Genomic DNA, 22,522 nt, shown 5'->3' on the forward strand with positions numbered 1-22,522 from the left:
AACTGTCGCGCCCGCGCACCGCCGGGGATAGGTCCGTGTCTGGCGGGTATGCGGCGCGCATGCCCGCGAGCGAGGAGCCGGCAAACGATGTGGGCCCGGCACCACGAGGGCGGTTTCGTGCTTTCTGGGCGTCTCTGCACCTGCGGGAACGGTCGGAGCGCGCGCTGCGCATCCGCGCCTGGCGGGTGCGCCTGTTCGGCCTGCTCGCCGTGCAGGCCGGCGTCGCGGCGGCGATCACCTGGTTCGTCTCGTTCCACTTCCTGCACAACCCCACCCCGATCCTGGCACCCACCACGGCGGTCGGCATCGTGGCGGCCTCGATGGGGTCACGCGTGCGGCGCACCCTCGAGCTGCTGGCCGGTATCACCCTCGGGCTCGCCGCCGGTGACCTGCTCATGCCGTTCTTCGGCGTTGGACCCTGGCAGACCGGCGTCGTCGTCGGGCTGGCGATCATCGTCGCCGTCCTGCTCAAGGGCGGTGGTTCCCTGCTCGTCCAGGCCGGCGGCACCGCGGTGCTCATCGCCACCCTGGAGCCGCCAGTGCGCGAACTGTCCATCCCCCGCTTCGTCGACGCCGCACTCGGTGGGCTGATCGGGATCGCTGTCGGTCTGTTGTTGGTGCCGATCCACCCGCAACGGACGCTGCAGCGCCTGGCCGGGCCGCTCGTCGGGCGGGCGGTGGCCGCCCTGGCCGACCTCGCCAGGGCGCTGCGTACCCGCGATCTTGGCAAGGTCGAGGGGAGCCTGAACACGATGCGGGACCTCAGCCCTCAGCTCACCGCGCTGGACGAAGGGCTGACCGCCGCCGAGGAGGTGGTGCGCCTGGCGCCCCTCCGCTGGCGCGAACGTCCCTCCCTGGCCTTCCACGCGGCGTACATCAGGCATCTGGAACGCAGCCTGCACAGCTGCCGCTCCATGGCGCGACGACTCACGAAAGCCCTCAGGGACGACGAACCGATACCTGCGGAGTTTCCCGCAGCCATCGACCTGCTCGCCAACAGCGCTTGGGCCCTGCGCTGCTCGATCTGCTCGCACAACGAGCCGCGAGATCCGCGCGAGCAGCTCCTGGCGGCGGTCGATCTGGTCGGACGGGCGCAGGGGAAAGCGGCGCGGGACCCGACCCGCCCGCACACCCACCGTCTGGGCTACTCGGGGATGATCGCCGCTGGTGAGCTGCGTCTGGCCGCCCAGGACCTGCTCAGCGCCAGTGGGATGGACCCCGACAAGGCGGCCGCGGCGGTCAGGCGGGCGGGGGAGCCCGACCGTCACGACTGAGCGGCGGCTGTGCCCGGGCAGCCGGAGTGGCGGCGCGCCGCCACGCGGTCAGCTGGACGCGCGCCTGGGGAGCAGCAGCTCCTCATGATCGAGTTCCCGTTCCAGGACGCGGAGTTCCTCGTCGGGCAGCCGGCCGCTGTCCCGCCAGCGCACGAGTTCCTCCCGCTGGGCGTCGATGGTAGTCCGGCGGACCTGGAGCGCCGTCTCGTACTGCGGTGAGGTCGGTATCTCCGACGACCCGCTCTGTTCGAGCAGGTCGAGCCGCCCGCGGTAGCGCGCCAGCCGGGCCAGCAGCTGGGTACGCGTGGTGTTGACGGCCACCGCGCTGTCCGGATCCTGGGCGGCGACCTCGTCCAGGCGGGCCAGGGCGGCCTCGACCGCCGCCGAGCGGGCCTCGTTGCGTACCCGGGCCTGGTCGGTCTCGTTGGCGCGTAGGCCCAGCCTCCGCACGAGCGGCGCGAACGTCAGGCCCTGCCCGACGAGTGTCACCAGGACGACCACGAAGGTGCAGAACAGCAGCAGGTCCCGGTCGGGGAAGGGCGCGCCGCTGTTCGTGGTCAACGGCAGGGTGAAGATCGCGGCCAGGCTGATCACGCCACGGGTGCCCGACCAGCTCAGCGCCGTCACCTCACGCAGGGACAGCCGCTGGGCGTTGCGGTCGGCGCGGGCGACCTGCCGGGCGCTACCCGGCTCGTCGGGGTCGTCCTGCTCGGAGATGCCTCCCAACCGGGTGTGCAGCGACCGGGGGAGGGACTGGGTCAGCACCAGCCAGGCGGGGCGCAGCAGCAGCACCACGCCCACCGACACCGCGACGGCGATGGCGATCGTCGACGTCTCGTACTGGCGCAGGCCCTTGACGACCTCGGGCAGCTGCTGGCCGATCAGCAGGAAGACGAAACCTTCGAGGAGGAAGTCGACAAGTCGCCACACCGCGCTCGTCTGCAACCGGGCCGCGCCGGACCCGAGCTGGGGTGTCTGGTGGCCGACGATCAGGCCGGCGATCACCACGGCGAGCACCCCGGAGACGTGCAGCTCCTCACCCAGCAGGTAGGCCACGAACGGTGTCGCGAGCGAGATGGCGTTCGACATCAACGGGTCTCTGGTGAGCGGTCGGGCCAGACGGACGACCCAGGCGACGGCCGCTCCCACGGCGATCCCGCCGACGGCCGCCAGCAGGAACTTCGCCACGGCCCCCGGGAACGAGAACTCGCCGCCCACGGCGGCGGCCACCGCGACGCTGAGCATGGTCAGGGCGGTGGCGTCGTTGAGCAGCCCCTCGCCCTGGATGATGGTGACCATCTTCGGCGGCAGGTTGACCCGGCGGCCCACCGCGAGGGCGGCCACCGGGTCGGGGGGCGCGATGGCGGCGCCCACCGCGATCCCGGCGGCGAGTGTCGCGCCGGCGACGAACAGGTGGAAACCGATGCCGACGAGGACGCCTGTGAGGAGCACCAGCAGCACCGACAGGCTGACCACGATGCGCAGGTTGCGGCGGATGTCCAGCAGCGAGGAGTCCAGTGCCGCGCTGTAGAGCAGTGGCGGCAGCACGACCATGAGCACGAGGTCGGGATCCAGCCCGATGTTCGGGCCGGGGAGCAGCGCGTACGCGATGCCGATGAGCGGCAGCAGCGCCGCGGCCGGCAGTCCGGTGCGGGCCGCCACCCACCGCACGGCGACGATGACCGCGACGGCGGCGAGCACGAACAGCAACATCGAGTGGGTGCTCACCTGGTGACGTCCCCCTGGAGCGGCGCGAGCGGAATGGACTGCGGGGCCGCGACGCGGCGGCCAGCCGTACCCGTGACACCTGTCGGTGCCGTGCGGACAGCACGGTACGCAGCGGTAACAAGCCTACCCGGGTGATCAACCGGACCGCCCGGCCGGGATCGTCCCGGCCCGGATCCGCCGGCGGCCACTGGTGCGCTTCATCGGCCCGCATCTATAGTTGCCGAAATCACCAGATCATGGCCGTGGTCCCTGCGGCCGGATCGTCGAAGCGCTTCGACGATCCGTCGTCCAGGCCCGTCAGCCGGGTGTCGAGCCTGGCCACGCCGGTCTCGGCGTCCCCGTGACGTCGGTCGTACGACATGAGGAGAAACCGCATGCGCAACAGGCGCCTTCGGCGCGGAATCACCGCGCTCGCGCTCGCCCTGCTGGCCCTGCCTGCCGTTCCCGGCACGGCGCTCGCCGAACCCACCTACCCCTTTCGAGATCCCCACCTGCCGGTGAACGCCCGGGTCGACGACCTGCTGGGGCGGCTCACGCTGGACGAGAAGATCTCCTGGCTGCACCAGTACCAGCCGGCCATTCCCCGGCTGGGCATCGGCCTGTTCAAGACCGGCACCGAGGCCCTGCACGGGGTTGCCTGGTCGACCGACATCGACAACAACGGGGCCGTCGTCAAGGCCCGCGGCACCTCGTTTCCCCAGCCGGTGGGCATGGCGAGCACCTGGGACACCGACCTGATCAACCGGGTCGGCTCGGCCGTCGGCGACGAGGCGCGCGGCTACCACGCGCAGAACCCACGGGTCTGGGGCCTCAACCTCTGGGCGCCGGTGGTCAACCTGCTCCGCGATCCCCGCTGGGGTCGCAACGAGGAGGGCTACTCCGAGGACCCGCTGCTCACCGCGGCCATCTCCACCGCGTACGGCTCGGGCATGACAGGCGGTGACCCGGACCACCTCAAGAGCGCACCCACCCTGAAGCACTACCTGGCCTACAACAACGAGGTCCGGCGTGACGTGACCTCGTCGAACGTGCCCCCTCGGGTGCTCAACGAGTACGATCGCGCCGCCTTCAAACCGGCCCTCGCCGCCGACGCGGCGACCGGGGTGATGGCCGCGTACAACCTGGTCAACGGTCGACCCGCGACTGTCGATCCGGACCTCGCCACGGTGGTCCGCGGCTGGACCGACAGGCCGCTGATGAACGTCACAGACGCCTGGGCCCCGAACAACCTCGTCGCCTCCCAGGGGTACTACGCCACCCAGCCCGAGGCGAACGCGGCGATCGTCAAGGCCGGCCTGAACAGTTTCATCACCGACGACACGAACGCCCAGCCGACAGTGACGGCCATCAAGCAGGCGCTGGCGGCCGGGCTGCTCAGCGAGGGCGACATCGACGCCCGGATCCGGGAGATCCTCAGCGTCCGGTTCCGGTTGGGGGAGTTCGACCCGGGTGGCGGCCGGTACGGCGGCATCACCCCGGACGTCATCAACAGTCCGGAACACCAGCGGCTGGCCCGGCAGGCCGCCGGAGAGGCCATGGTCCTGCTGAAGAACTCCCGGCAGGCCCTGCCCCTGGACCCGGCTCGCACCCGCAGGGTGGCCGTGCTCGGTCCGCTGGCCGACACCCTCTACTCCGACTGGTACGGCGGCGACCTGCCGTACCAGGTGACGGCGCTCGACGGCATCCGCGAACGCCTGGGCGACAGGGCCAGCGTGAGCGGGCTCGACGGGGCGGACCGGATCGCGCTGAAGAACGTGGCGACCGGCCGGTACGTCTCGGCCACCGGCACCACCGACGCCGACCGGGTCCTCGGGACCGGCGCCGTGCCGGCGCTCGTCGCCCAGTTCGACGTTGTCGACTGGGGGCAGGACGTGGTGACGTTGCGCAACGCCGCCAACGGCCGCTACCTCGGCTACAACTGGGGGCCGTTCGTCACCCGGGACGCGCAGCCGAACGGCTGGTACGTCCAGCAGCAGTTCAAGCTGGAGCCGCAGTCCGACGGGACGGTCGCGCTGCGCTACGCCGGCTACGAGACCACGGAGAGCTGGTTCGGGGCCAACACGTACGTCACCGTGGGCGCCGACGGTGCTCTCACGCTCGGCGCGTCCACGGCCGCCGATGCTGCCCACTTCAGCCGCGAGGTGATCAGCAGTGGCATCGACCGGGCCGTCGCGGCGGCCCGGGCCGCCGACACCGCCGTCCTGGTCGTCGGCAGCAACCCGTTCATCAACGGCCGCGAGGCGCACGACCGGACCTCCACCGCGTTGAGCGCCGGCCAGGAGGCGCTGGTCAAGGCCGTGACCAGGGCCAATCCGCGTACGGTGCTGGTGCTCCAGACCAGCTACCCGGTCACCCTGACGTGGGAGCAGCAGCACGTTCCGGCGATCGTCTGGACCACCCACGCGGGCGCCGAGACCGGGCACGCCGTCGCCGACGTCCTGTTCGGTGACCGCAACCCGTCCGGCAGGCTCACCCAGACCTGGTACCGCTCGGACGGGCAACTGCCGCCGGACCTGCTGGAGTACGACATCATCTCGTCCGGGCAGACGTACCTGTACAGCACCGCGAAGCCGCTCTACCCGTTCGGGCACGGGCTGTCGTACACCCGGTTCCGCTACGGCCAGCCGCGCCCCGGCACGACGTCCGTCGCGGCCGACGGCACCATCTCGGTGAGTGTGGACGTGACGAACACCGGGAGCCGCGCCGGGTCGGAGGTGGTGCAGCTCTACACCCACCAGCGCACCTCACGGGTCAGGACACCGATCCGCCAGCTCAAGGCGTTCCAGCGGGTGGAACTCGCGCCCGGGCAGACCCGTACCGTGACGTTGCGGCTGCCCGCCGCCGACCTGGCGCACTGGGACGTCACCCGCAGCCGGTGGGTTGTCGAGTCGTCGGTCCACGACCTCATGGTGGGCGCGTCCGCAGAGGACATCCGGGCGCGGACGCAGATCCGGGTACGCGGTGAGACGGTCCCGGACCGGGACCTGTCCCGGCCGACCCGGGCGGAGAACTTCGACAGGTACTCCGGGGTCCGTCTGCTCGACGAGACCAAGGCCAGCGGCACGGTCGTCGGCGCGACCGGGGCCGGCCAGTGGGTCGCGTTCGCCGGGTCCGCGTTGCGTCCCGGCGCCCGCACCCTCACCGCGCGGGTCGCCCGGGCCGGCGCGGGCACCGGCACGATCCAGGTCCGGCTGGGTTCGCCCACCGGCCGGCTGCTCGGCACGGTCACCGTGCCCAGCACCGGTGACGACTACCGGTACGTGAGCGTCGACGCCGACCTGGCGCGGGCCGCCGGCACCCACGACGTGTACCTGGTGTTCGACTCCCCGCTGCGGCTGGCGACGTTCAGCATCGGGTGAGCAAGCCCGGGCCGGGGCGGCGTCGCGCCCCGGCCCGGGCCGACCGGGTGCGCCATTCATCTGATGACCAGATCGCCGAGTTGAACCTCGGCGGATGGTCTGCGCCGATCACGGGCCCGTGACTCATAGAAGGCTGACGATCGACCGTTGCATTCATCACACGTGTGACCTACGCTTCGGAAAGATTTCAGGGCGATTACATCGGTGCTCATCGCTCGGTACGCACGGGGTTCCCTGTCGACGGCACGTGAGAGGAACGGGTCCGTGAGATCAATCGTGTCAACCGCTCGAACGTCACTGCTGGCGGTGGCCGCTCTCGTCGCCGCCACGCTGCCGACCGTGGTGGTCGATCAGTCGCCGGCCTCGGCGGCGGTCCAGGCGACCTACTACGTCGCCCCCGACGGCAACGACGCCAACCCCGGCACACTGGCGTCTCCATTCCGGACGATCCAACGCGCGCGGGACGTCGTTCGCACGGTGAACGCGGGCATGACCGGCGACATCAATGTCTATCTGCGCGGCGGCAGGTATCCGGTCGGCAGCACCGTCGAGTTCGGTGCCGGCGACTCCGGCACCAACGGATTCCGGGTCAGCTACGCCGCCTACGCGGGCGAGACGCCGATCCTCGACGGCGGCGTCCAGGTGACCGGGTGGACCCAGCACAGCGGCAACATCTGGAAGGCGCCGCTCGACCGCGGCAACAAGCTCCGGGCGCTCTACGTCAACGACAAGCGCGCGTCCATGGCGTCGAAGACGGTCGGCTCGGCGGGCTGTTACGGCACGTACACCGTCACGGCCGGTCAGGCCGACTGGGCCTGGGAATCGGGCTCCCAGTGCGACGGCGCGAAGTACAACCTGGCCGACTTCCCCGCCATCGCCCGCAACCACGACGACATCGAGATCGAGACGGGCACGACCTGGACCACGGCCATCGTGGGCGTGCGGCAGGTGACCACGAGTTCCGACGGCGCGAACCGGGTCGCCCTGTTCCAGCAGCCCGGCGCGGCAATCGCCCAGGGCGCGTTCAACGGCAACGCCCAGGTGGGCGGCACCCACAAACTCATGAACGCCTACGAGTTCCTGGACGCCCCTGGCGAGTTCTACTTCGACAAGAGCGCCCGGACCGTCTACTACTACAAGTCCAGCAGCGAGAACATGGCGACCGCGACGGTCTACGCCCCGAACAACGTGACCACCCTGCTGCGGGTCGCCGGCACCTCGACGAGCAGCCACGCGCGCAACATCACGTTCTCCGGCCTGACCGTGCAGCACTCCGACTGGAACCTGTTCTCCGTCGCCGGGTCGTCCTTCAAGCAGGCGCAGCAGGGCAATCTCGGCGCGCAGGCGTACGCGAAGGGCAACTTCCACGTCTACCACTACCGCAACGTCGACGTGACCCCCGGCATGATCCAGGTGCAGAACGCCGACGGGATCCTGCTGCACCGGAACCGGGTCCAGCACTCCGGCGCCGACGGCATCAGCCTCGTCAACGACGTACAGAACACGCAGTTGATCGGAAACCACACCAACGACATCGCCGGGTCGGCCGTCGACGTCGGCCACCCTCAGCACGTCTACATCGGAGACGGCACGTCGACCAACCGGGAGAAGTACTCCCCGCAGGTCGAGGGGCTGCCGAAGAACATCGACATCAAGAACAACCACCTCTACGACAGCGCGGTCCTGTTCAACGGACACAGCCCGATCTCGGCGTACTTCGCCGACACCCTCACGATCCAGCACAACCGGATCGAGAAGACCCCGTGGTCGGGCATCACCCTCGGCTGGGGGTGGTGGAACTTCGACGGGTCGTCGGGCTCGATCGTGCCCAACCGCCCGACCACGACGGCCCGCAGCAACACCATCAGCCACAACCACATCATCGACACGGTGCAGCGCCTCAGCGACACGGCGCCGATCTACACGCTCGGCAGCCAGCCGGGCACGACGATCACCGACAACTACCTCCAGGGCGTGCCCTCGGGCCACAAGTACGGTCTGCACCCGGACGAGGGTTCGGCGTTCATCACCTTCCGGGACAACGTCCTGAGCATCGACAAGAACGTCACCTGGATGATCAATTCAGATGACTTCGGCCGGAAGCACGACCTGAGCATCACGCAGATCTACGGCCCCATCAACAAGGTCTCCAACAAGAACCTGCCGAACAGCACGGTCGCCGACATCCTCGTCTCCTCCGACTACGTCTGGCCGGCGGCGGCGTACGCCATCGCCGCGAACTCCGGCCTCGAGGACGCGTACCGGGACATCCTCCCGGCGAGCACCTTCTCCGCACCGAACTACGTGCTGCCGGCCAGCACGTTCGTCACCAGCGCCACGGCGTCGATCCCGATCCGGAGCACCGGCGACGCCACCAGGTCGGTCTGGTTGGCGCCCGCCGGCACCACCACCTTCACCGCCGGGCCGACGATGACCAGGGCGTCCGGTAACGCCACGACCATCGCCGTGCCGGCGTCCCAGGGGGAGTACCGGCTCTACGTCGTCGACGCACAGGGCAACCGGTCGGCGGAGTCGACAGCCATCGTCCGGCAGCAGAGCGGCGGCGGCACCCCGCAGGGCGGCCAGCTCGTGGGCGGCCAGTCCGGCCGCTGCGTCGAGGTGCCCAACTCGACGACAACGAACGGCACCCAGGTGCAGCTCTGGGACTGCGGCGGCGGCACGAACCAGCGGTGGACCGCCACCAGCGGCAGGCAACTGACGGTGTACGGCAACAAGTGCCTGGACGCGTCCGGGGCGGGCACGGCCAACGGCACCCAGGTCATCATCTGGGACTGCCACGGCGGCCTCAACCAGCAGTGGAACGTCAACGCCAACGGCACCATCACGAACGGCCAGTCCGGGCTCTGCCTCGACGCCAACGGTGCCGCCACCGCAAACGGCACGAAGATCATCCTGTGGGCGTGCAACGGCGGCGCCAACCAGCAGTGGAGCCTGCGCACCTAGGCGGGCTCGGCGGCAGGGGCTCCGGTCCGGTGGGTGGTCCATCCGGCCGGAGCCTTCGCCGTTCCGCCACCTGTTGTGCGCGAAGCGGTGTCGGTGCCCTGCGCTAGCTTCTACGCCATGCCGATGATCACGATCGCCGATGAAGTGACGGGAGCGCCGCGCGTGCCTGAGTGGACGATGGAGGTCTTCCAGGAGTGCGTCCGCCTCGACGAGCTGATCCGTCGGCGGGTGTTCCTGGAGGTCGCCGAGTCCGGCGCGGACGTCGACCCGGAGGCGCGGACGCGGGACACCCTCGACTCGTTCCGCCGCAACGGCTTCGTGGTGCTTGTTGACGACCGGCAGGTGACGGCCCTGGACGAGCAGGTCCACCTGCACGCCGGGTCCCGGATCACGTTCCTCAAGCTCGTCCCGCTGGTGGGTGGCTGAGTGGGCACGCTCGACACGGGCACGTACGACCCGGAGCCGGCGCTGCGTGAAGTTGTCGACACCGTCCGGGGACGGTGCGAGCGCAGCAACCAGACCCTCAACGAGCGCAATCAGCGGGACTTCGTCGTTCGTGTGGCCACGGTCTGTGGCTGGGCCCCGGCCGGCACGGTCCCGGTGCTGCTCGCCGCCCTGAACGATCCGCACGGGCCGTACGACCTCGCCCCGCCGCAGATCGCGCTGCTGCCGGAGGCCACGCGGCAGGCCGAGCTGGTCGCCGCCGCCGTGGCGGACCTGGCCGGCGACACCGCCGACACCGAGCGCCGGGCGGCGGCCGCGCTCACCGTGATCGACCAACTGCCGCGACTCGCGTATCGGCGCGAGACCCCGTGGGACCACGCCCGTGGCCGCGCGTGGGAGCGGGCGAAGCAACTCGTGGCCGCGCAGCCGACGCCGGTGCGGCAGGTGGTGTTCGACGCGTTGGCGGTGCCGGAGGAGGGCATCGACGGGCGGGGAAAGCTGATCCGTGCCGCGTGCTCCGGCGGCGGGCTCGACGGCACGCTCTGGCTGGAGCGGCTGGGCGGCCAGGCCTGGTTGGGGTTCGGTGGCTGGAGCGCGCTGCTGGTGGCGTTCACCTGGGAGTCCATCGAGGCGGCGGAGGCGGCCGACCGGACGAACCCGGCGGCGCTTGCGGCGTGGCGCCGCACGAGGATCGAGCGTTCGCTCGACGACCTGGGCGCCGACGCCGACCGGATGTGGCCGGTTCCCAACGTCGGTGAGCGGTGGGCCGACCGTGCCATCGCGGACATCGAGGCGATGCCGGCGGAGCGTCGGAGCGCGTGGCAGGCGCTGCTTGTCCACTGCCCGGCCGGTGCGGACAGGGCCAAGCCCACGGCCGCCTGGCGTAGGCAGGCCCAGCATCTGCTCGACGCGGTCGGCCGTTCCGAGTTCGCCGCCCGGGTCGACGAGTGGCTTCCGCTTGTCGGTCAGGCGCGCACCCTGCCGCTGCGCATGACCACGTGCTGTCCCGGTCACCTCGCGGACATGTCGCCACGGACGATCGACCGCTACAACGTCGGGCTGCTGTGGGGCCTGATCTGGATGCGTGTGATGTGCCCGCCGTCGGAGGAGTCCCTGCGCGGGCTCGGCCAGATCGCGGAACGGGCCGCCAGCAAGATCCCCGGCCACGGCCCGGCGAGCCCCAAGCTGGCGAACGTCGCGGTCGCGGCGCTCGTCGACACCGATCACCCCGGCGCCCTCGCGCACCTGGCCCGGCTGTCGTCCCGGCTCACCTACAAAAGCACGCTCCGTCTCGTCGAGAAGGGGCTGACGGCGCACGCCGAGGCACTCGGCGTCGGTCGGGACGACGTCGAGGAGATGGCGCTACCCGGTTTCGGGCTGCCGCTCGCCGACAAGCTGGGCGACTGCTCGTACGAGCTGGAGTTGCGCGGCGTCGATGCCGTGCTCGTGTGGCGCACCGCCGAGGGCAGGGTGGTCAAGGCCCCGCCGGCACGGGTACGCGCGGAGCACGGCGACGAGGTGAAGGAGTTGAAGGGGACTGTCGCTGACGTCGCCGGGACGCTCGTCGCCACCCGCGACCGTCTGGAGGGGCTGCTGCGGCGGGACCGGTCGTGGACCGTCGAGCAGTGGCGCGACCGGTTCCTGGACCACCCGCTGGCCCGTACCCTGGCCCGGCGGCTCATCTGGACCGTCGGCGGTGTGGCCTGCTGCTGGGGCGGCGATGCGCTGCGGACCGTGGACGGCACAGTCCTCGACCCGGCCGCCGACGCCACTGTCCGACTGTGGCACCCGGTGCTCGACCCGACCGAGGTCCTGCCGTGGCGGGCCTTCCTGGCCCGGCACGAGATCACCCAGCCGTTCAAGCAGGCGCACCGGGAGCAGTACCTGCTCACCGACGCGGAGCGGGCCACCGGCACCTACTCCAACAGGTTCGCCGCGCACATCGTCCAGCAGCACCGCCTCAACGCGCTGCTGTCCCGGCGCGGCTGGTCGTACGTCCAGCACCGCAACGACGGCGCCAGCTACGACCTGCCCTGGTTGGCCCTTCCCGACTGGGGGCTGCGCGCCCAGCTGAACGTCGCGGGCATCGAGGACCGGGACGACGGCGTCTTCGACACGATGGGCACCGACCAGCTGTGGTTCGTCCGGGGCGAGCACACGCCGGTGCCGCTGGAGGAGGTTCCGGCGGTGGTGCTGAGCGAGGTGATGCGGGACGTCGACCTGTTCGTGGCCACGGCCGGGGTGGGCGCCGACCCGAACTGGTACGACGGCGGCCCCGCCGGCAGGTACCGCGACTACTGGGCGCAGACAAGCTTCGGCGACCTCACCCCGACCGCCCAGACACGCCGGGACGTGCTGGCGGAGCTGATCCCACGGCTGGGGATCGCCGACCGCTGCACCGTCACCGACAGGTTCCTCGATGTACGCGGTGACCTGCACACGTACCGCATCCACTGCGGCTCGGGCAACATCCTGATCGCCCCGGACGACAGGTACCTGTGCATCATCCCGGCCTCGGCGAAGGCGAGGGAGCCGGAGCTGTTCCTCCCCTTCGAGGGCGACAACCGACTCGCCGAGATCATCAGCAAGGCGCTGCTCCTGGCCGCCGACAAGAAGATCAAGGACCCGGTGATCCTGCGTCAACTCTGAGAAGCCACCCTACCGAGGGGGCGAGGTGTACAGCCCGGTCCGGCACCCGGTCTCGCCCGGCTCCAGCCAGGTCGGGTCGTACCCGGGTGACTCGACGGCCCCACCGGCGGTACGGATCGGCAGGAGGCAGTCCCGTTCGGCGGGCACACCCACGGCGGCGACGAGTACGCCCTCGTGGGTGGTCGTGTCGACTGTGACGCGCTGCTCGGGGAACGCCGCCCGCACCGTATCGGCGCGTCGGTGTCCACCGGCGGGATGGCAGTCGCGGCTATGTACTCGGCGTCCCGCACCCGGTTGCGGTGGCCGCGGTCGGTGGCGAGGCGTTCGGCTTCGGCCGCCGCCGTGTCCCGTGCCATCGCGTCGCCGTCGCGGTGTTCCGCGCATCCGCTGAGCAGCAGGCAGGCTGCCATCACCACCGCGCCGACCCGGGGAACGAGTGCCATGGCGTCGAGCTTGCCGGCTGGCGGGAGCAGCGGGATGAGTGTTCGTACTCATCCCGCTGCTCCCGTGGCAGCATCGACGTGCGGGGTCGTGGCGGACCGTTCTGCGGGGGGTGGACATGGCACGGGGACCTGTGCTGGTGATCGGCCTCGATCCGCTGCGGATCCCGGGATGGGACCCGGAGCCGGTCGTGGCCGCGATAGCACGAGGTCAGGCCCGCTTCGACGAGTACGGCATCGAGGCCGACCTGTGCCTGGTGGTGCCGGACGAGAGCGCGGAGGCGGCGGTCGTCGAGGCGTTGACAGGCAGGGCGTACGCCTGTGTGGTGGTCGGCGGCGGCATCCGCAAGCACGAGCCGCTGCTTGCGCTCTTCGAGACGGTGGTCAACCTGGTCCGGCGACACGCCCCCGGTGCGGCGATCGCCTTCAACAGCAGCCCCGAGGACACTGCCGACGCCGCACTGCGCTGGCTGCCCGGGGTGGGGGAGCGCGGTGACCGCTGACGCCGTCCCGACCCAGGGCGGAGGCTCGGACGACCTCCCGATCGTTCCCTGAGCGGCGGGCCCGTCAGCGCCGTCGGCGGGCCGGGTCGAGCAGTGCGGGCGGGGTGTCGAACTTCTCGTGGGCGGCGAGGTCGACGCCCGGGGCCACGATCGCGTCGATCGCGTCGAGCACGTCGGCGGAGAGGACGGTGTCCGCGGCGTCGAGCTGGGAACGCAGGTGCTCCATGGTGCGGGGGCCGATGATCGCGCTGGTCACGGCCGGGTGGGCGGTGACGAAACCAAGCGCGAGCTGGATCATCGTCAGGCCGGCCTCGTCGGCGACAGTGGCCAGCCGCTCGACGGCGTCGAGCCGGGCCTGGTTGGCGGGGATGGTGGTGTCGAAGCGTTGCGGCAGCACCGCCGAGCGGTGGGTGCTGATCTCCCGGCCCGCGCGGACCGCGCCGGACAGCCAGCCTGAGGCGAGCGGGCTCCAGGCCAGAACGCCGAGCCCGTACTCCTCGGTGACGGGCAGGACGTGCGTCTCGATCCCGCGTTGCAGGATCGAGTAGCTGGGCTGCTCGGTGACGTACCGGCCCAGGTGGTGTTCGCGCGCGGTCCACTCGGCCTGCACGATGCGGTACGCGGGGAACGTCGACGAGCCGAAGTAGCGGATCTTGCCGGCGCGCTGGAGGTCGGTCAGGGCCGACAGGGTCTCCTCGTCGCTTGTGCGCGGGTCCCAGCGGTGGATCTGGTAGAGGTCGACGTGGTCGACGCCGAGGCGGCGCAGGCTGTTGTCCAGCTCGGTCACCAGCCAGCGTCGCGAGCTGCCCTGGTGGTTGCGCTCGTCGCCCATCGGCATGCCGGCCTTGGTGGCCAGCACGATGTCGTCGCGGCGGCCCACGATGGCCTTGCCCACCATCTCCTCCGACTCGCCCTGGCTGTACATGTCGGCGGTGTCGACGAGGTTGACGCCGGCGTCCAGGGCCGCGCCGACCAGGGCGGTGGCCTCGTCCTGGGTGACGCGTCCCAGGCTGCCGAAGTTCATCGCGCCGAGCGCGAGGGTGCTGACCTGTACGCCGGTGCGGCCCAGGGTGCGGTACTGCATGACTGTCCTCCACGAGAGGTTAAGCGGATCGTTGTTCCGCTAACCACTGTACGGAACATTGTTCCGGTTGCCAACCGGGCCTCGCGGATGTGGCACGATTTGGGCCGTGACCAGCACACCTGCCGAGGAGCAGCGGCTGCGCGATCTCGCGCGGCTGCGCCGCGTCCGTGACCGGATCGACCGCGAGTACGCGCAGCCGCTCGACGTCGAGGCGCTCGCCCGGGGCGAGCACATGTCCTCGGGGCACCTCAGCCGGGAGTTCCGGCAGGCGTACGGGGAGTCCCCGTACAGCTATCTCATGACGCGGCGGATCGAGCGGGCGATGGCCCTGCTGCGCCGGGGCGACCTGAGCGTCACCGATGTCTGCTTCGCGGTCGGCTGCTCCTCGCTCGGCACGTTCAGCACCCGCTTCACCGAACTGGTGGGTGTTCCGCCGAGCGTCTACCGACGCGAGGCGGTACGCGCGACGGACGGGATGCCGTCCTGCGTGGCGAAGCAGGTGACCAGACCGATCAGGAATCGAGAAGCCGCGCACGTCACGCCGCACCTAGCCTGACTGACATGGACATCAGCATTCACTCCAGCTTCCTTCCGCACACCGACCCGGACGCCTCGCTGGCCTTCTACCGCGACGTCCTCGGCTTCGAGGTCCGCAACGACGTCGGATACCAGGGCATGCGGTGGATCACGGTCGGCCCCGTCGGTCAGCCCGACACGGCGATCGTCCTGCACCCGCCGGGCGCCACGCCCGGCCTCACCGACGACGAGCGCCGCACCATCGCCGAGATGATGGCCAAGGGCAGCTACTTCGGCGTCAACCTGGCCGCCACCGACCTGGACGAGACGTTCGGGACGTTGGCGAGCGCCGGCGCCGAGGTCGTCCAGGAGCCCACCGACCAGCCATACGGCGTCCGGGACTGTGCCCTGCGCGACCCCGCTGGCAACATGGTCCGCATTCAGGAGAAGAAGCGCTGAGCGGTCGCCGGGGCCGGACGGCAGATGGAGACACGATGAAGAGGGCGTCGGGGCCGCACGCGGCCGACAGTCACGACCTGATCCGGGTGCAGGGGGCGCGCGTCAACAACCTCCGCGACGTCAGCGTCGAGATCCCGAAGCGCCGCCTCACGGTGTTCACCGGTGTCTCCGGCTCCGGCAAGAGTTCGCTGGTGTTCGGCACCATCGCCGCCGAGTCCCAGCGGATGATCAACGAGACGTACAGCTCGTTCGTGCAGGGTTTCATGCCGACGCTGGCCCGTCCGGACGTCGACCTGCTGGACGGTCTGACGACCGCGATCATCGTGGACCAGGAGCGGATGGGCGCGAACTCCCGTTCCACGGTCGGCACGGCCACGGACGCGAATGCGATGCTGCGCATCCTGTTCAGCAGGCTCGGGCGGCCGCACATCGGCTCACCCAACGCGTACTCCTTCAACGTCCCCTCGGTGAAGGCCAGCGGCGCGATCACCGTCGAGCGGGGCGAGGGTCGGACGAAGACCGAGAAGGCGACGTTCACCAGACTCGGCGGGATGTGTCCGCGCTGTGAGGGCATGGGTGCGGTCACCGACATCGACAGGTCCGCGCTGTACGACGACACCCTGTCGCTCAACGAGGGCGCGATCACCATCCCCGGCTACAGCATGGAGGGCTGGTACGGCCGCATCTTCCGTGGCTGCGGCTACTTCGACCCGGACAAGCCGATCGCGAAGTACACCAAGCGGGAGTTGGACGACCTGCTGCACCGGGAGCCGACCAAGCTCAAGATCGACGGCATCAACCTGACGTACGCCGGTCTGATCCCGTCGATCCAGAAGTCGTTCCTGTCCAAGGACGTCGACGCGTTGCAGCCGCACATCCGCGCCTTCGTGGACCGGGCGGTGACGTTCACGACCTGTCCCGAGTGTGGCGGCACCCGGCTCAGCCAGGCGGCCCTCTCCTCGAAGATCAAGGGAAAGAACATCGCCGACGTCTGCGCGATGCAGATCAGCGACCTGGCCGCCTGGGTGCGGGGCCTCGACGAGCCGTCGGTGGCGCCACTCATCAAGGGCCTGCAACACCTCCTCGACTCGTTCGAGGAGATCGGGCTGGGCTACCTCTCGCTCGACCGGCCGTCGGGCACGCTGTCCGGTGGTGAGGCGCAGCGCACCAAGATGATCCGCCATCTCGGGTCGTCGCTCACCGACGTCACCTACGTCTTCGACGAGCCGACGATCGGGCTGCACCCGCACGACATCCAGCGGATGAACGAACTGCTGTTGCAGTTGCGCGACAAGGGCAACACCGTGCTGGTCGTGGAGCACAAGCCGGAGGCCATCGCCATCGCCGACCACGTCGTCGACCTCGGCCCCGGCGCCGGCACGGGTGGCGGCACCGTCTGCTACGAGGGCAGCGTCGAAGGGCTGCGGGGCAGCGGCACCATCACCGGCCGCCACCTCGACGATCGGGCCCAGCTCAAGCCGACGGTGCGCAAGCCCACCGGGGCGTTGGAGATCCGCGGTGCCAACGCCCACAACCTCCGTGACGTCGACGTCGACGTTCCACTGGGGGTGCTCTGTGTCGTCACCGGCGTCGCCGGGTCCGGCAAGAGTTCGCTGATCCACGGCTCGGTCCCGGCCGGCGCGGGAGTGGTGTCGATCGACCAGGGCGCGATCCGCGGCTCGCGGCGGAGCAACCCGGCCACGTACACGGGTCTGCTCGATCCGATCCGTAAGGCGTTCGCCAAGGCCAACGGCGTGAAGCCGGCGCTGTTCAGCGCCAACTCCGAGGGCGCCTGCCCGACCTGCAACGGCGCCGGGGTCATCTACACCGACCTGGCGATGATGGCCGGCGTCGCCACCACCTGCGAGGACTGCGAGGGCAAGCGGTTCCAGGCCTCGGTGCTGGAGTACCACCTCGGCGGTCGTGACATCAGCGAGGTCCTCGCGATGTCGGTGTCGGAGGCAGAGAAGTTCTTCGGCGCGGGTGACGCGCGTACGCCGGCCGCGCACGCCATCCTCGACCGGCTCGCGGACGTCGGGCTCGGCTACCTCAGCCTCGGCCAACCGCTCACGACACTGTCCGGTGGTGAGCGTCAGCGGCTCAGGCTGGCCACCCACATGTCCGACAAGGGCGGCGTCTACGTCCTCGACGAGCCGACCACCGGCCTGCACCTGGCCGACGTCGAGCAACTGCTCGGCCTGCTGGACCGGCTCGTCGACTCGGGCAAGTCGGTCATCGTCGTCGAGCACCACCAGGCGGTCATGGCGCACGCGGACTGGATCATCGACCTCGGTCCGGGCGCAGGGCACGACGGGGGCCGCGTCGTCTTCGAGGGCACCCCCGCCGACCTCGTGGCCGCCCGCTCCACCCTCACCGGAGAGCACCTGGCGGCGTACGTCGGCTCCTGAGCCCTCCACGGCGTCGGGGCCGGGGACCACGCGCCCCCGCCCCGGCGCGGTGTGAGACGCCTGTTCCCGGGTAGTCGCCGCCGTCGGATCTAGCGGCGGGAGACAGGGTGGAGACCTACCCGGCACTGGAGGAGCACGGCCTGATCGGCGATCTGCAGACCGCGGCGCTCATCACCGCCGACGGTACGATCGACTGGTTCTGCGCGCCCCGTTTCGACTCTCCGAGCATCTTCGGCGCCCTGCTGGATCGCCGCAAGGGTGGGCACTTCCAGCTCGCACCCGACGGCGTCGCGTACACGAGCAAGCAGCTCTACCTACCCGGGACGCCGATCCTGATCACCCGTTTCCACAGCGCGGACGGTGTGGGCGAGATGCTGGACTTCATGCCCGTCACCGGCGCGCAGGCCACCGACCGGCACCGGTTGATCCGGCTGATCCGGATGGTGCGGGGGACGATGCGGTTCCGCTTCGACTGCCAGCCCCGGTTCAACTACGCCCGCGACGCGTGCGAGATCGACGTGCACCCCGAGGGCGACGTGTTCCGTAGCCCGACCATGAGCCTCACCGTCACCCCGTTCCGGAACGTCGAACGGCTGATCGGCGTGGACGGAGTTCGCCGGGACGCGGAGGGCGTGTCCGCGCGGTTCACGCTGCACGCCGACGAGATCGGCGGGGTGGTCCTGGAGACGGCCTGCCCGCACGCGCCCCGGGCGCTCGGCACCGAGGAGGCGTGCGAGCTGCTCGCCCAGACCCGCGACCACTGGCGTCGGTGGCTGGACCATTCCCGGTACACCGGACGGTGGAGGGAGATGGTCGAGCGGTCGGCGATGACGCTCAAGCTGATGACGTACGCCCCGACCGGCGCCCTGGTGGCCGCACCCACCACGGGGCTGCCGGAGCAGGTCGGCGGGCAGCGGAACTGGGACTACCGCTACACGTGGATCCGGGACGCGTCCTTCTCGGTGCACGCGCTGCTCCGGTTGGGCTTCACCGACGAGGCCGCGAAATATCTGTACTGGCTCGACGCCCGCATCCGGGACGCCCGGGACGGCGACCTTCCCCTACAGATCATGTACCGGATCGACGGCTCACCCGACCTCCCCGAGGAGGTGCTGGGCCACCTGGAGGGCTACCGCGGCTCGGCGCCCGTACGCATCGGCAACGGCGCGGCCGACCAGTTGCAGCTCGACATCTACGGCGAGGCGCTGAACTCCCTGGAACTCGCCGACCGCAGTGGACTGATCGCCCCGCACGAGGGATGGCGCAAGACGGCCGGGTTGATGGACTGGCTCTGCGACCACTGGGACCAGCCCGAGGACGGTATCTGGGAGACCCGGTCCGGCCGGCAGGACTTCACGTACGGGCGGATGATGTCCTGGGTGGCGCTGGACCGTGCCATCCGCCTCGCGCAGCGCCGCGGTCGCCCCGGCGACACCGCCCGCTGGGCGATCCACCGCAACGCCATCTACGAGCAGGTCATGGCTCGTGGCTTCCATCGGGAGCGTGAGGCGTTCGTGCAGCACTACCAGACCGACATCCTGGACGCCTCGCTCCTCGCGATGCCCGGGGTCGGCTTCATCTCGGCGAACGACCCGATGTGGAGGTCGACCCTGCGGGCGGTGGACGCCGACCTGGCCTCCGACAGCCTCGTCTACCGCTACGACCCGAGGGCCTCCCCGGACGGGCTGGCGGGCACCGAGGGCACCTTCAGCATGTGCACCTTCTGGTACGTGCAGGCCCTCGCCCAGGCGGGTCGGATCGACGACGCCCGGCTGACCTTCGAGAAGATGCTCACCTACAGCAGCCCGCTGGGCCTCTACTCGGAGGAGATCGCCGCCACCGGCGAGCAGATCGGCAACTTCCCGCAGGCGTTCAGTCATCTGTCGCTGATCAGCACCGCGTCCCACCTCGACGAACTTCTCGACGAGCGCCGCTGTCCCTAGAAGAGGGTGAGCGGTCCGACAGGTGTCGGATCGGGCAGCGGGTCGAGGCCGGGCACGCGCGCCCGTACCTCGTCGTGGAAGCGGCGGGCCAGCACCGGTGCGTCGGCGTTGTCCGGGGTGTGGACGAACACCGTCGGCGAGCGTCCCTCGCGCAGCCAGCCGGCGGTGACGTCGACCCAGCGCCGCCATCCCTGGACGGTCCGGTCGGCGGCGTCGCGGCCGAGGTAGCGGACGATCGGCCGGTCGGTCAGCGCCACGGCCCGCAGCGGGACGCGCGGCTTCTTCACCCAGGCGTCCCGCTCCGCGTCGCTCGTCGGTGGGGTGGCGAAGAACGCGGTGGTGTCGAACGGGACCCATTCGGCGTCCGTCTCGGCGAGGGTCTGTTCGAGCAGCCGGATCGCGCGGGCGTCGGTGAAGAACGCCGGGTGGCGGACCTCCACGGCGTACCGGTGGGAGCGGGGCAGTTGGCCCAGGAACCGGCCCAGGGTCGGCACGTCGGCGGGGGAGAACGCGCCGGGCAACTGGACCCAGAGAGCATGGGTACGCGGGCCGAGCGGTTCGATCGCGTCCAGGAATGCGCGTAGCGGCTCGCCGGTGTCGGTGAGCCGGCGCTCGTGCGTGACGACCTTGGGGAGTTTGAGAACGAACCGGAAATCCGGGTCGGTCTGCGCGGCCCACGACTCCACGGTCTCCCGGGCCGGTGTCGCGTAGAACGTGGTGTTGCCCTCGACGGCGTCGCACCAGCCCGCGTAGTGCCGCAGGCGCTCCTGCGGCGCGAGCGGGTGTGCCAGCAGCCGCCCCTGCCATGCCCGGTGGGTCCACATCGCGCATCCCACGGCAAGCCGCACGACCGCCCTCCCTCCGCCGTACCGCGCCCGACCGGAGCCCACGGTATACGCGTGCGTACGCCACGGGACGGGCCGGTGTGGCGGGTAGGGTCCGTCGCCATGCGTCTGCTGTTCGCCAGTCTCGCGTCCGTCGGTCACACCTACCCGCTGATCCCACTGGCGGTCGCCGCCCGGGACGCCGGCCACGAGGTGCACTTCGCCACCGGTACGGCGGTGCACGCGCCGCTGGCCGCGAACGGGCTGCGGCCGTTCCGCCCCGGCGACGCCTTCTACGAGGTGTACGCCGAGGATCTCGAACCGGAGCTGGCCCGGTTGCGCCCGGATCTGGTGGTGCACGAGTGGGGGCTGCCGGGGGCGGCCGTCGCCGCCCGGCGGGCCGGCATCCCCGGGCTCTGGCACGGGTTCGGCCGGATGTTCCCCGACGGCATCGGACTCGAACGACCGATGGGTAACGCCGAGGTTGGCGACCGCCCGCACGTCGACATCTGCCCTCCCTCGCTCCAGGACCGGGAGTTCCTCGCCTCGCAGCGGCGCATCGCGCTGCGGCCGGTGCCGTTCTCGCCGCCGGCCCCGCTGCCCGACGTCGCCGGCCGCGGCTCCCGACCGCTGGTCTACCTGACGCTCGGTACGGCGTTCGGCACGCCGGAGTTGTTGGCCACGGCCGTCGCGGGGCTGGCGACGTTGGGTGCCGACGTGGTGGTCGCCGCCGGGCGGGTGGCGCCGCGGGAGCTGGGCGAGGTGCCCGACCACGTGACGGTGCATCCGTGGCTGCCGCAGGCGGAGTTGCTGTCGCACGTGGACCTCGTGGTGCACCACGGTGGCAGTGGCACGACCCTCGGCGCGCTCGCGGTGGGCGTACCGCAGCTCATGCTGCCGCAGGGTGCCGACCAGTTCGCGAACGCGGACGCGGTCAGCGCGGCGGGTGCGGCCCTGCGCCTGCTGCCGCACGAGGTGGACGCGGCCGCCGTCGCCGAGCAGGCCGGCAGGTTGCTGCCGCGGCACGGCCGGAGCGAGCACGGTGACGCGGCCCGGGCGATCGCCGGGGAGATCGCCGCGATGCCGTCGCCGGCGACGGTCGCGCAGCACCTGCCGGAGTACGCCGCCGCCTGAACCGCAGTCGCTCACACCTGCGATCGTCAACCTTTGATTGACGATCGGATGTCGTCAACCTATGGTTGACGCATGACGGATCCCATCCAGATCAGCAACACGGTCAAGCTCGACGACCTCATCCAGGCCATCAAGAAGGCGCACACCGACGCGCTCGACCAACTCACCGACGCGGTCATCGCGGCCGACCACCTCGGCGAGGTCGCCGACCACCTGATCGGTCACTTCGTCGACCAGGCCCGCCGCTCGGGCGCCTCCTGGACCGACATCGGCCGCAGCATGGGGGTCACCAAGCAGGCGGCGCAGAAGCGCTTCGTGCCGAAGGCCACCGACGCGGCGGCGCTCGACCCGAACGCCGGCTTCGGCCGGTTCACCCCACGGGCCCGCAACGTGGTGGTGGCCTCGCAGGAGGAGGCCCGGGCCAGCGGTCATGCCGAGATCGGGCCGGAGCACCTGGTCCTGGGCCTGCTGGCCGAGCCGGACGGGTTGGCCGCCAGGGTCATGGCCGGTCGCGGGGCCACCCCCGAGGCGGTACGCCAGGCGGTGGGCGCCGCCCTCCCGCCGCCGGCCGACCAGGTCCCGGACCTCATCCCGTACGACGCGCGCGGCAAGAAGGCGCTGGAGTTGACCTTCCGGGAGGCGCTGCGCCTCGGGCACAACTACATCGGCACCGAGCACCTGCTGCTCGCCCTGCTGGAGCAGGAGGACGGCTCCGGCGTGCTCGCCGACCTCGGCCTGGAGAAGTCGGCGGTCGAGGCCGACCTCTCCGCCGCCGTCGCGCAGCAGTGATCAG

Annotated in this window: 17 protein-coding genes; 12 read left to right on the top strand and 5 right to left on the bottom strand. The window is 70.8% G+C overall.

Annotation, left to right across the window (positions count from 1 at the left end):
- The first annotated feature begins 59 nt into the window (after window positions 1-59).
- Complete coding sequence (locus ABZS77_RS06810) at window positions 60-1,274, top strand: FUSC family protein (protein ID WP_354818364.1); 1,215 nt, start codon at window positions 60-62, stop codon at window positions 1,272-1,274.
- Between the two features lie 48 nt (window positions 1,275-1,322).
- Here ABZS77_RS06810 and ABZS77_RS06815 read toward each other — a convergent pair whose 3' ends face one another.
- Both ABZS77_RS06815 and ABZS77_RS06820 read right to left on the bottom strand, forming a co-directional pair.
- Window positions 1,323-2,987: a Na+/H+ antiporter gene (locus ABZS77_RS06815; protein WP_354819564.1), complete on the bottom strand. Its 1,665-nt coding sequence runs from the start codon at window positions 2,985-2,987 to the stop codon at window positions 1,323-1,325.
- Between the two features lie 241 nt (window positions 2,988-3,228).
- Complete coding sequence (locus ABZS77_RS06820; protein ID WP_354818367.1) at window positions 3,229-3,378, bottom strand: hypothetical protein; 150 nt, start codon at window positions 3,376-3,378, stop codon at window positions 3,229-3,231.
- Between ABZS77_RS06820 and ABZS77_RS06825 the strand changes: the two genes are divergently transcribed.
- From ABZS77_RS06825 to ABZS77_RS06840, 4 genes are all read left to right on the top strand, one after another.
- Window positions 3,377-6,361 (top strand): glycoside hydrolase family 3 C-terminal domain-containing protein, encoded by a 2,985-nt coding sequence (locus ABZS77_RS06825; RefSeq protein WP_354818370.1) that lies wholly within the window; start codon window positions 3,377-3,379, stop codon window positions 6,359-6,361. The two genes, ABZS77_RS06820 and ABZS77_RS06825, sit on opposite strands and share 2 nt — an antisense overlap.
- Window positions 6,362-6,625: 264 nt before the next feature.
- Window positions 6,626-9,325, top strand: a complete 2,700-nt coding sequence (locus tag ABZS77_RS06830; protein WP_354818373.1) for a ricin-type beta-trefoil lectin domain protein — start codon at window positions 6,626-6,628, stop codon at window positions 9,323-9,325.
- 162 nt (window positions 9,326-9,487) lie between these two features.
- Window positions 9,488-9,751 (top strand): hypothetical protein, encoded by a 264-nt coding sequence (locus ABZS77_RS06835; RefSeq protein ID WP_354818376.1) that lies wholly within the window; start codon window positions 9,488-9,490, stop codon window positions 9,749-9,751.
- Window positions 9,752-12,418, top strand: a complete 2,667-nt coding sequence (locus ABZS77_RS06840) for a DUF4132 domain-containing protein (protein ID WP_354818379.1) — start codon at window positions 9,752-9,754, stop codon at window positions 12,416-12,418.
- 9 nt (window positions 12,419-12,427) lie between these two features.
- On the opposite strand, the gene ABZS77_RS06845 is transcribed toward ABZS77_RS06840, so the two are convergent.
- The gene (locus ABZS77_RS06845) at window positions 12,428-12,643 is read right to left on the bottom strand and encodes a hypothetical protein (protein WP_354818382.1); all 216 of its coding nucleotides are present in this window, start codon (window positions 12,641-12,643) and stop codon (window positions 12,428-12,430) included.
- Window positions 12,644-12,977: 334 nt separating this feature from the next.
- Here ABZS77_RS06845 and ABZS77_RS06850 point away from each other — a divergent pair, with 334 nt between their 5' ends.
- Entirely contained in the window at window positions 12,978-13,361 is a 384-nt protein-coding gene (locus ABZS77_RS06850) for a hypothetical protein (protein ID WP_354818385.1), read from the top strand.
- A gap of 64 nt (window positions 13,362-13,425) precedes the next feature.
- Here ABZS77_RS06850 and ABZS77_RS06855 read toward each other — a convergent pair whose 3' ends face one another.
- Window positions 13,426-14,445, bottom strand: a complete 1,020-nt coding sequence (locus ABZS77_RS06855) for an aldo/keto reductase (protein ID WP_354818388.1) — start codon at window positions 14,443-14,445, stop codon at window positions 13,426-13,428.
- 106 nt (window positions 14,446-14,551) lie between these two features.
- On the opposite strand from ABZS77_RS06855, the gene ABZS77_RS06860 reads away from it, so the two are divergent.
- The 4 genes from ABZS77_RS06860 (at window position 14,552) to ABZS77_RS06875 (ending at window position 19,771) form a co-directional block, all read left to right on the top strand.
- A complete protein-coding gene (locus tag ABZS77_RS06860; RefSeq protein WP_354818391.1) occupies window positions 14,552-15,001 on the top strand; it encodes a helix-turn-helix transcriptional regulator in 450 nt (149 codons plus the stop codon).
- Between the two features lie 5 nt (window positions 15,002-15,006).
- The gene (locus ABZS77_RS06865) at window positions 15,007-15,420 is read left to right on the top strand and encodes a VOC family protein (protein ID WP_354818394.1); all 414 of its coding nucleotides are present in this window, start codon (window positions 15,007-15,009) and stop codon (window positions 15,418-15,420) included.
- Window positions 15,421-15,455: 35 nt separating this feature from the next.
- Window positions 15,456-17,828, top strand: coding sequence for an excinuclease ABC subunit UvrA (locus tag ABZS77_RS06870; RefSeq protein WP_354818397.1), 2,373 nt, complete (start codon window positions 15,456-15,458; stop codon window positions 17,826-17,828).
- Between the two features lie 107 nt (window positions 17,829-17,935).
- Complete coding sequence (locus ABZS77_RS06875) at window positions 17,936-19,771, top strand: glycoside hydrolase family 15 protein (protein WP_354818400.1); 1,836 nt, start codon at window positions 17,936-17,938, stop codon at window positions 19,769-19,771.
- Here ABZS77_RS06875 and ABZS77_RS06880 read toward each other — a convergent pair.
- A complete protein-coding gene (locus tag ABZS77_RS06880; RefSeq protein ID WP_354819567.1) occupies window positions 19,768-20,595 on the bottom strand; it encodes a DUF72 domain-containing protein in 828 nt (275 codons plus the stop codon). The two genes, ABZS77_RS06875 and ABZS77_RS06880, sit on opposite strands and share 4 nt — an antisense overlap.
- Window positions 20,596-20,718: 123 nt before the next feature.
- Here ABZS77_RS06880 and ABZS77_RS06885 point away from each other — a divergent pair, with 123 nt between their 5' ends.
- Window positions 20,719-21,729 (top strand): glycosyltransferase, encoded by a 1,011-nt coding sequence (locus ABZS77_RS06885; protein WP_354818403.1) that lies wholly within the window; start codon window positions 20,719-20,721, stop codon window positions 21,727-21,729.
- Window positions 21,730-21,801: 72 nt separating this feature from the next.
- A complete protein-coding gene (locus tag ABZS77_RS06890; RefSeq protein ID WP_354818406.1) occupies window positions 21,802-22,518 on the top strand; it encodes a Clp protease N-terminal domain-containing protein in 717 nt (238 codons plus the stop codon).
- The last annotated feature ends 4 nt before the right edge of the window (window positions 22,519-22,522 follow it).

The sequence above is a fragment of the Micromonospora sp. NPDC005298 genome, assembly GCF_040607375.1.
Lineage (GTDB): Bacteria > Actinomycetota > Actinomycetes > Mycobacteriales > Micromonosporaceae > Micromonospora.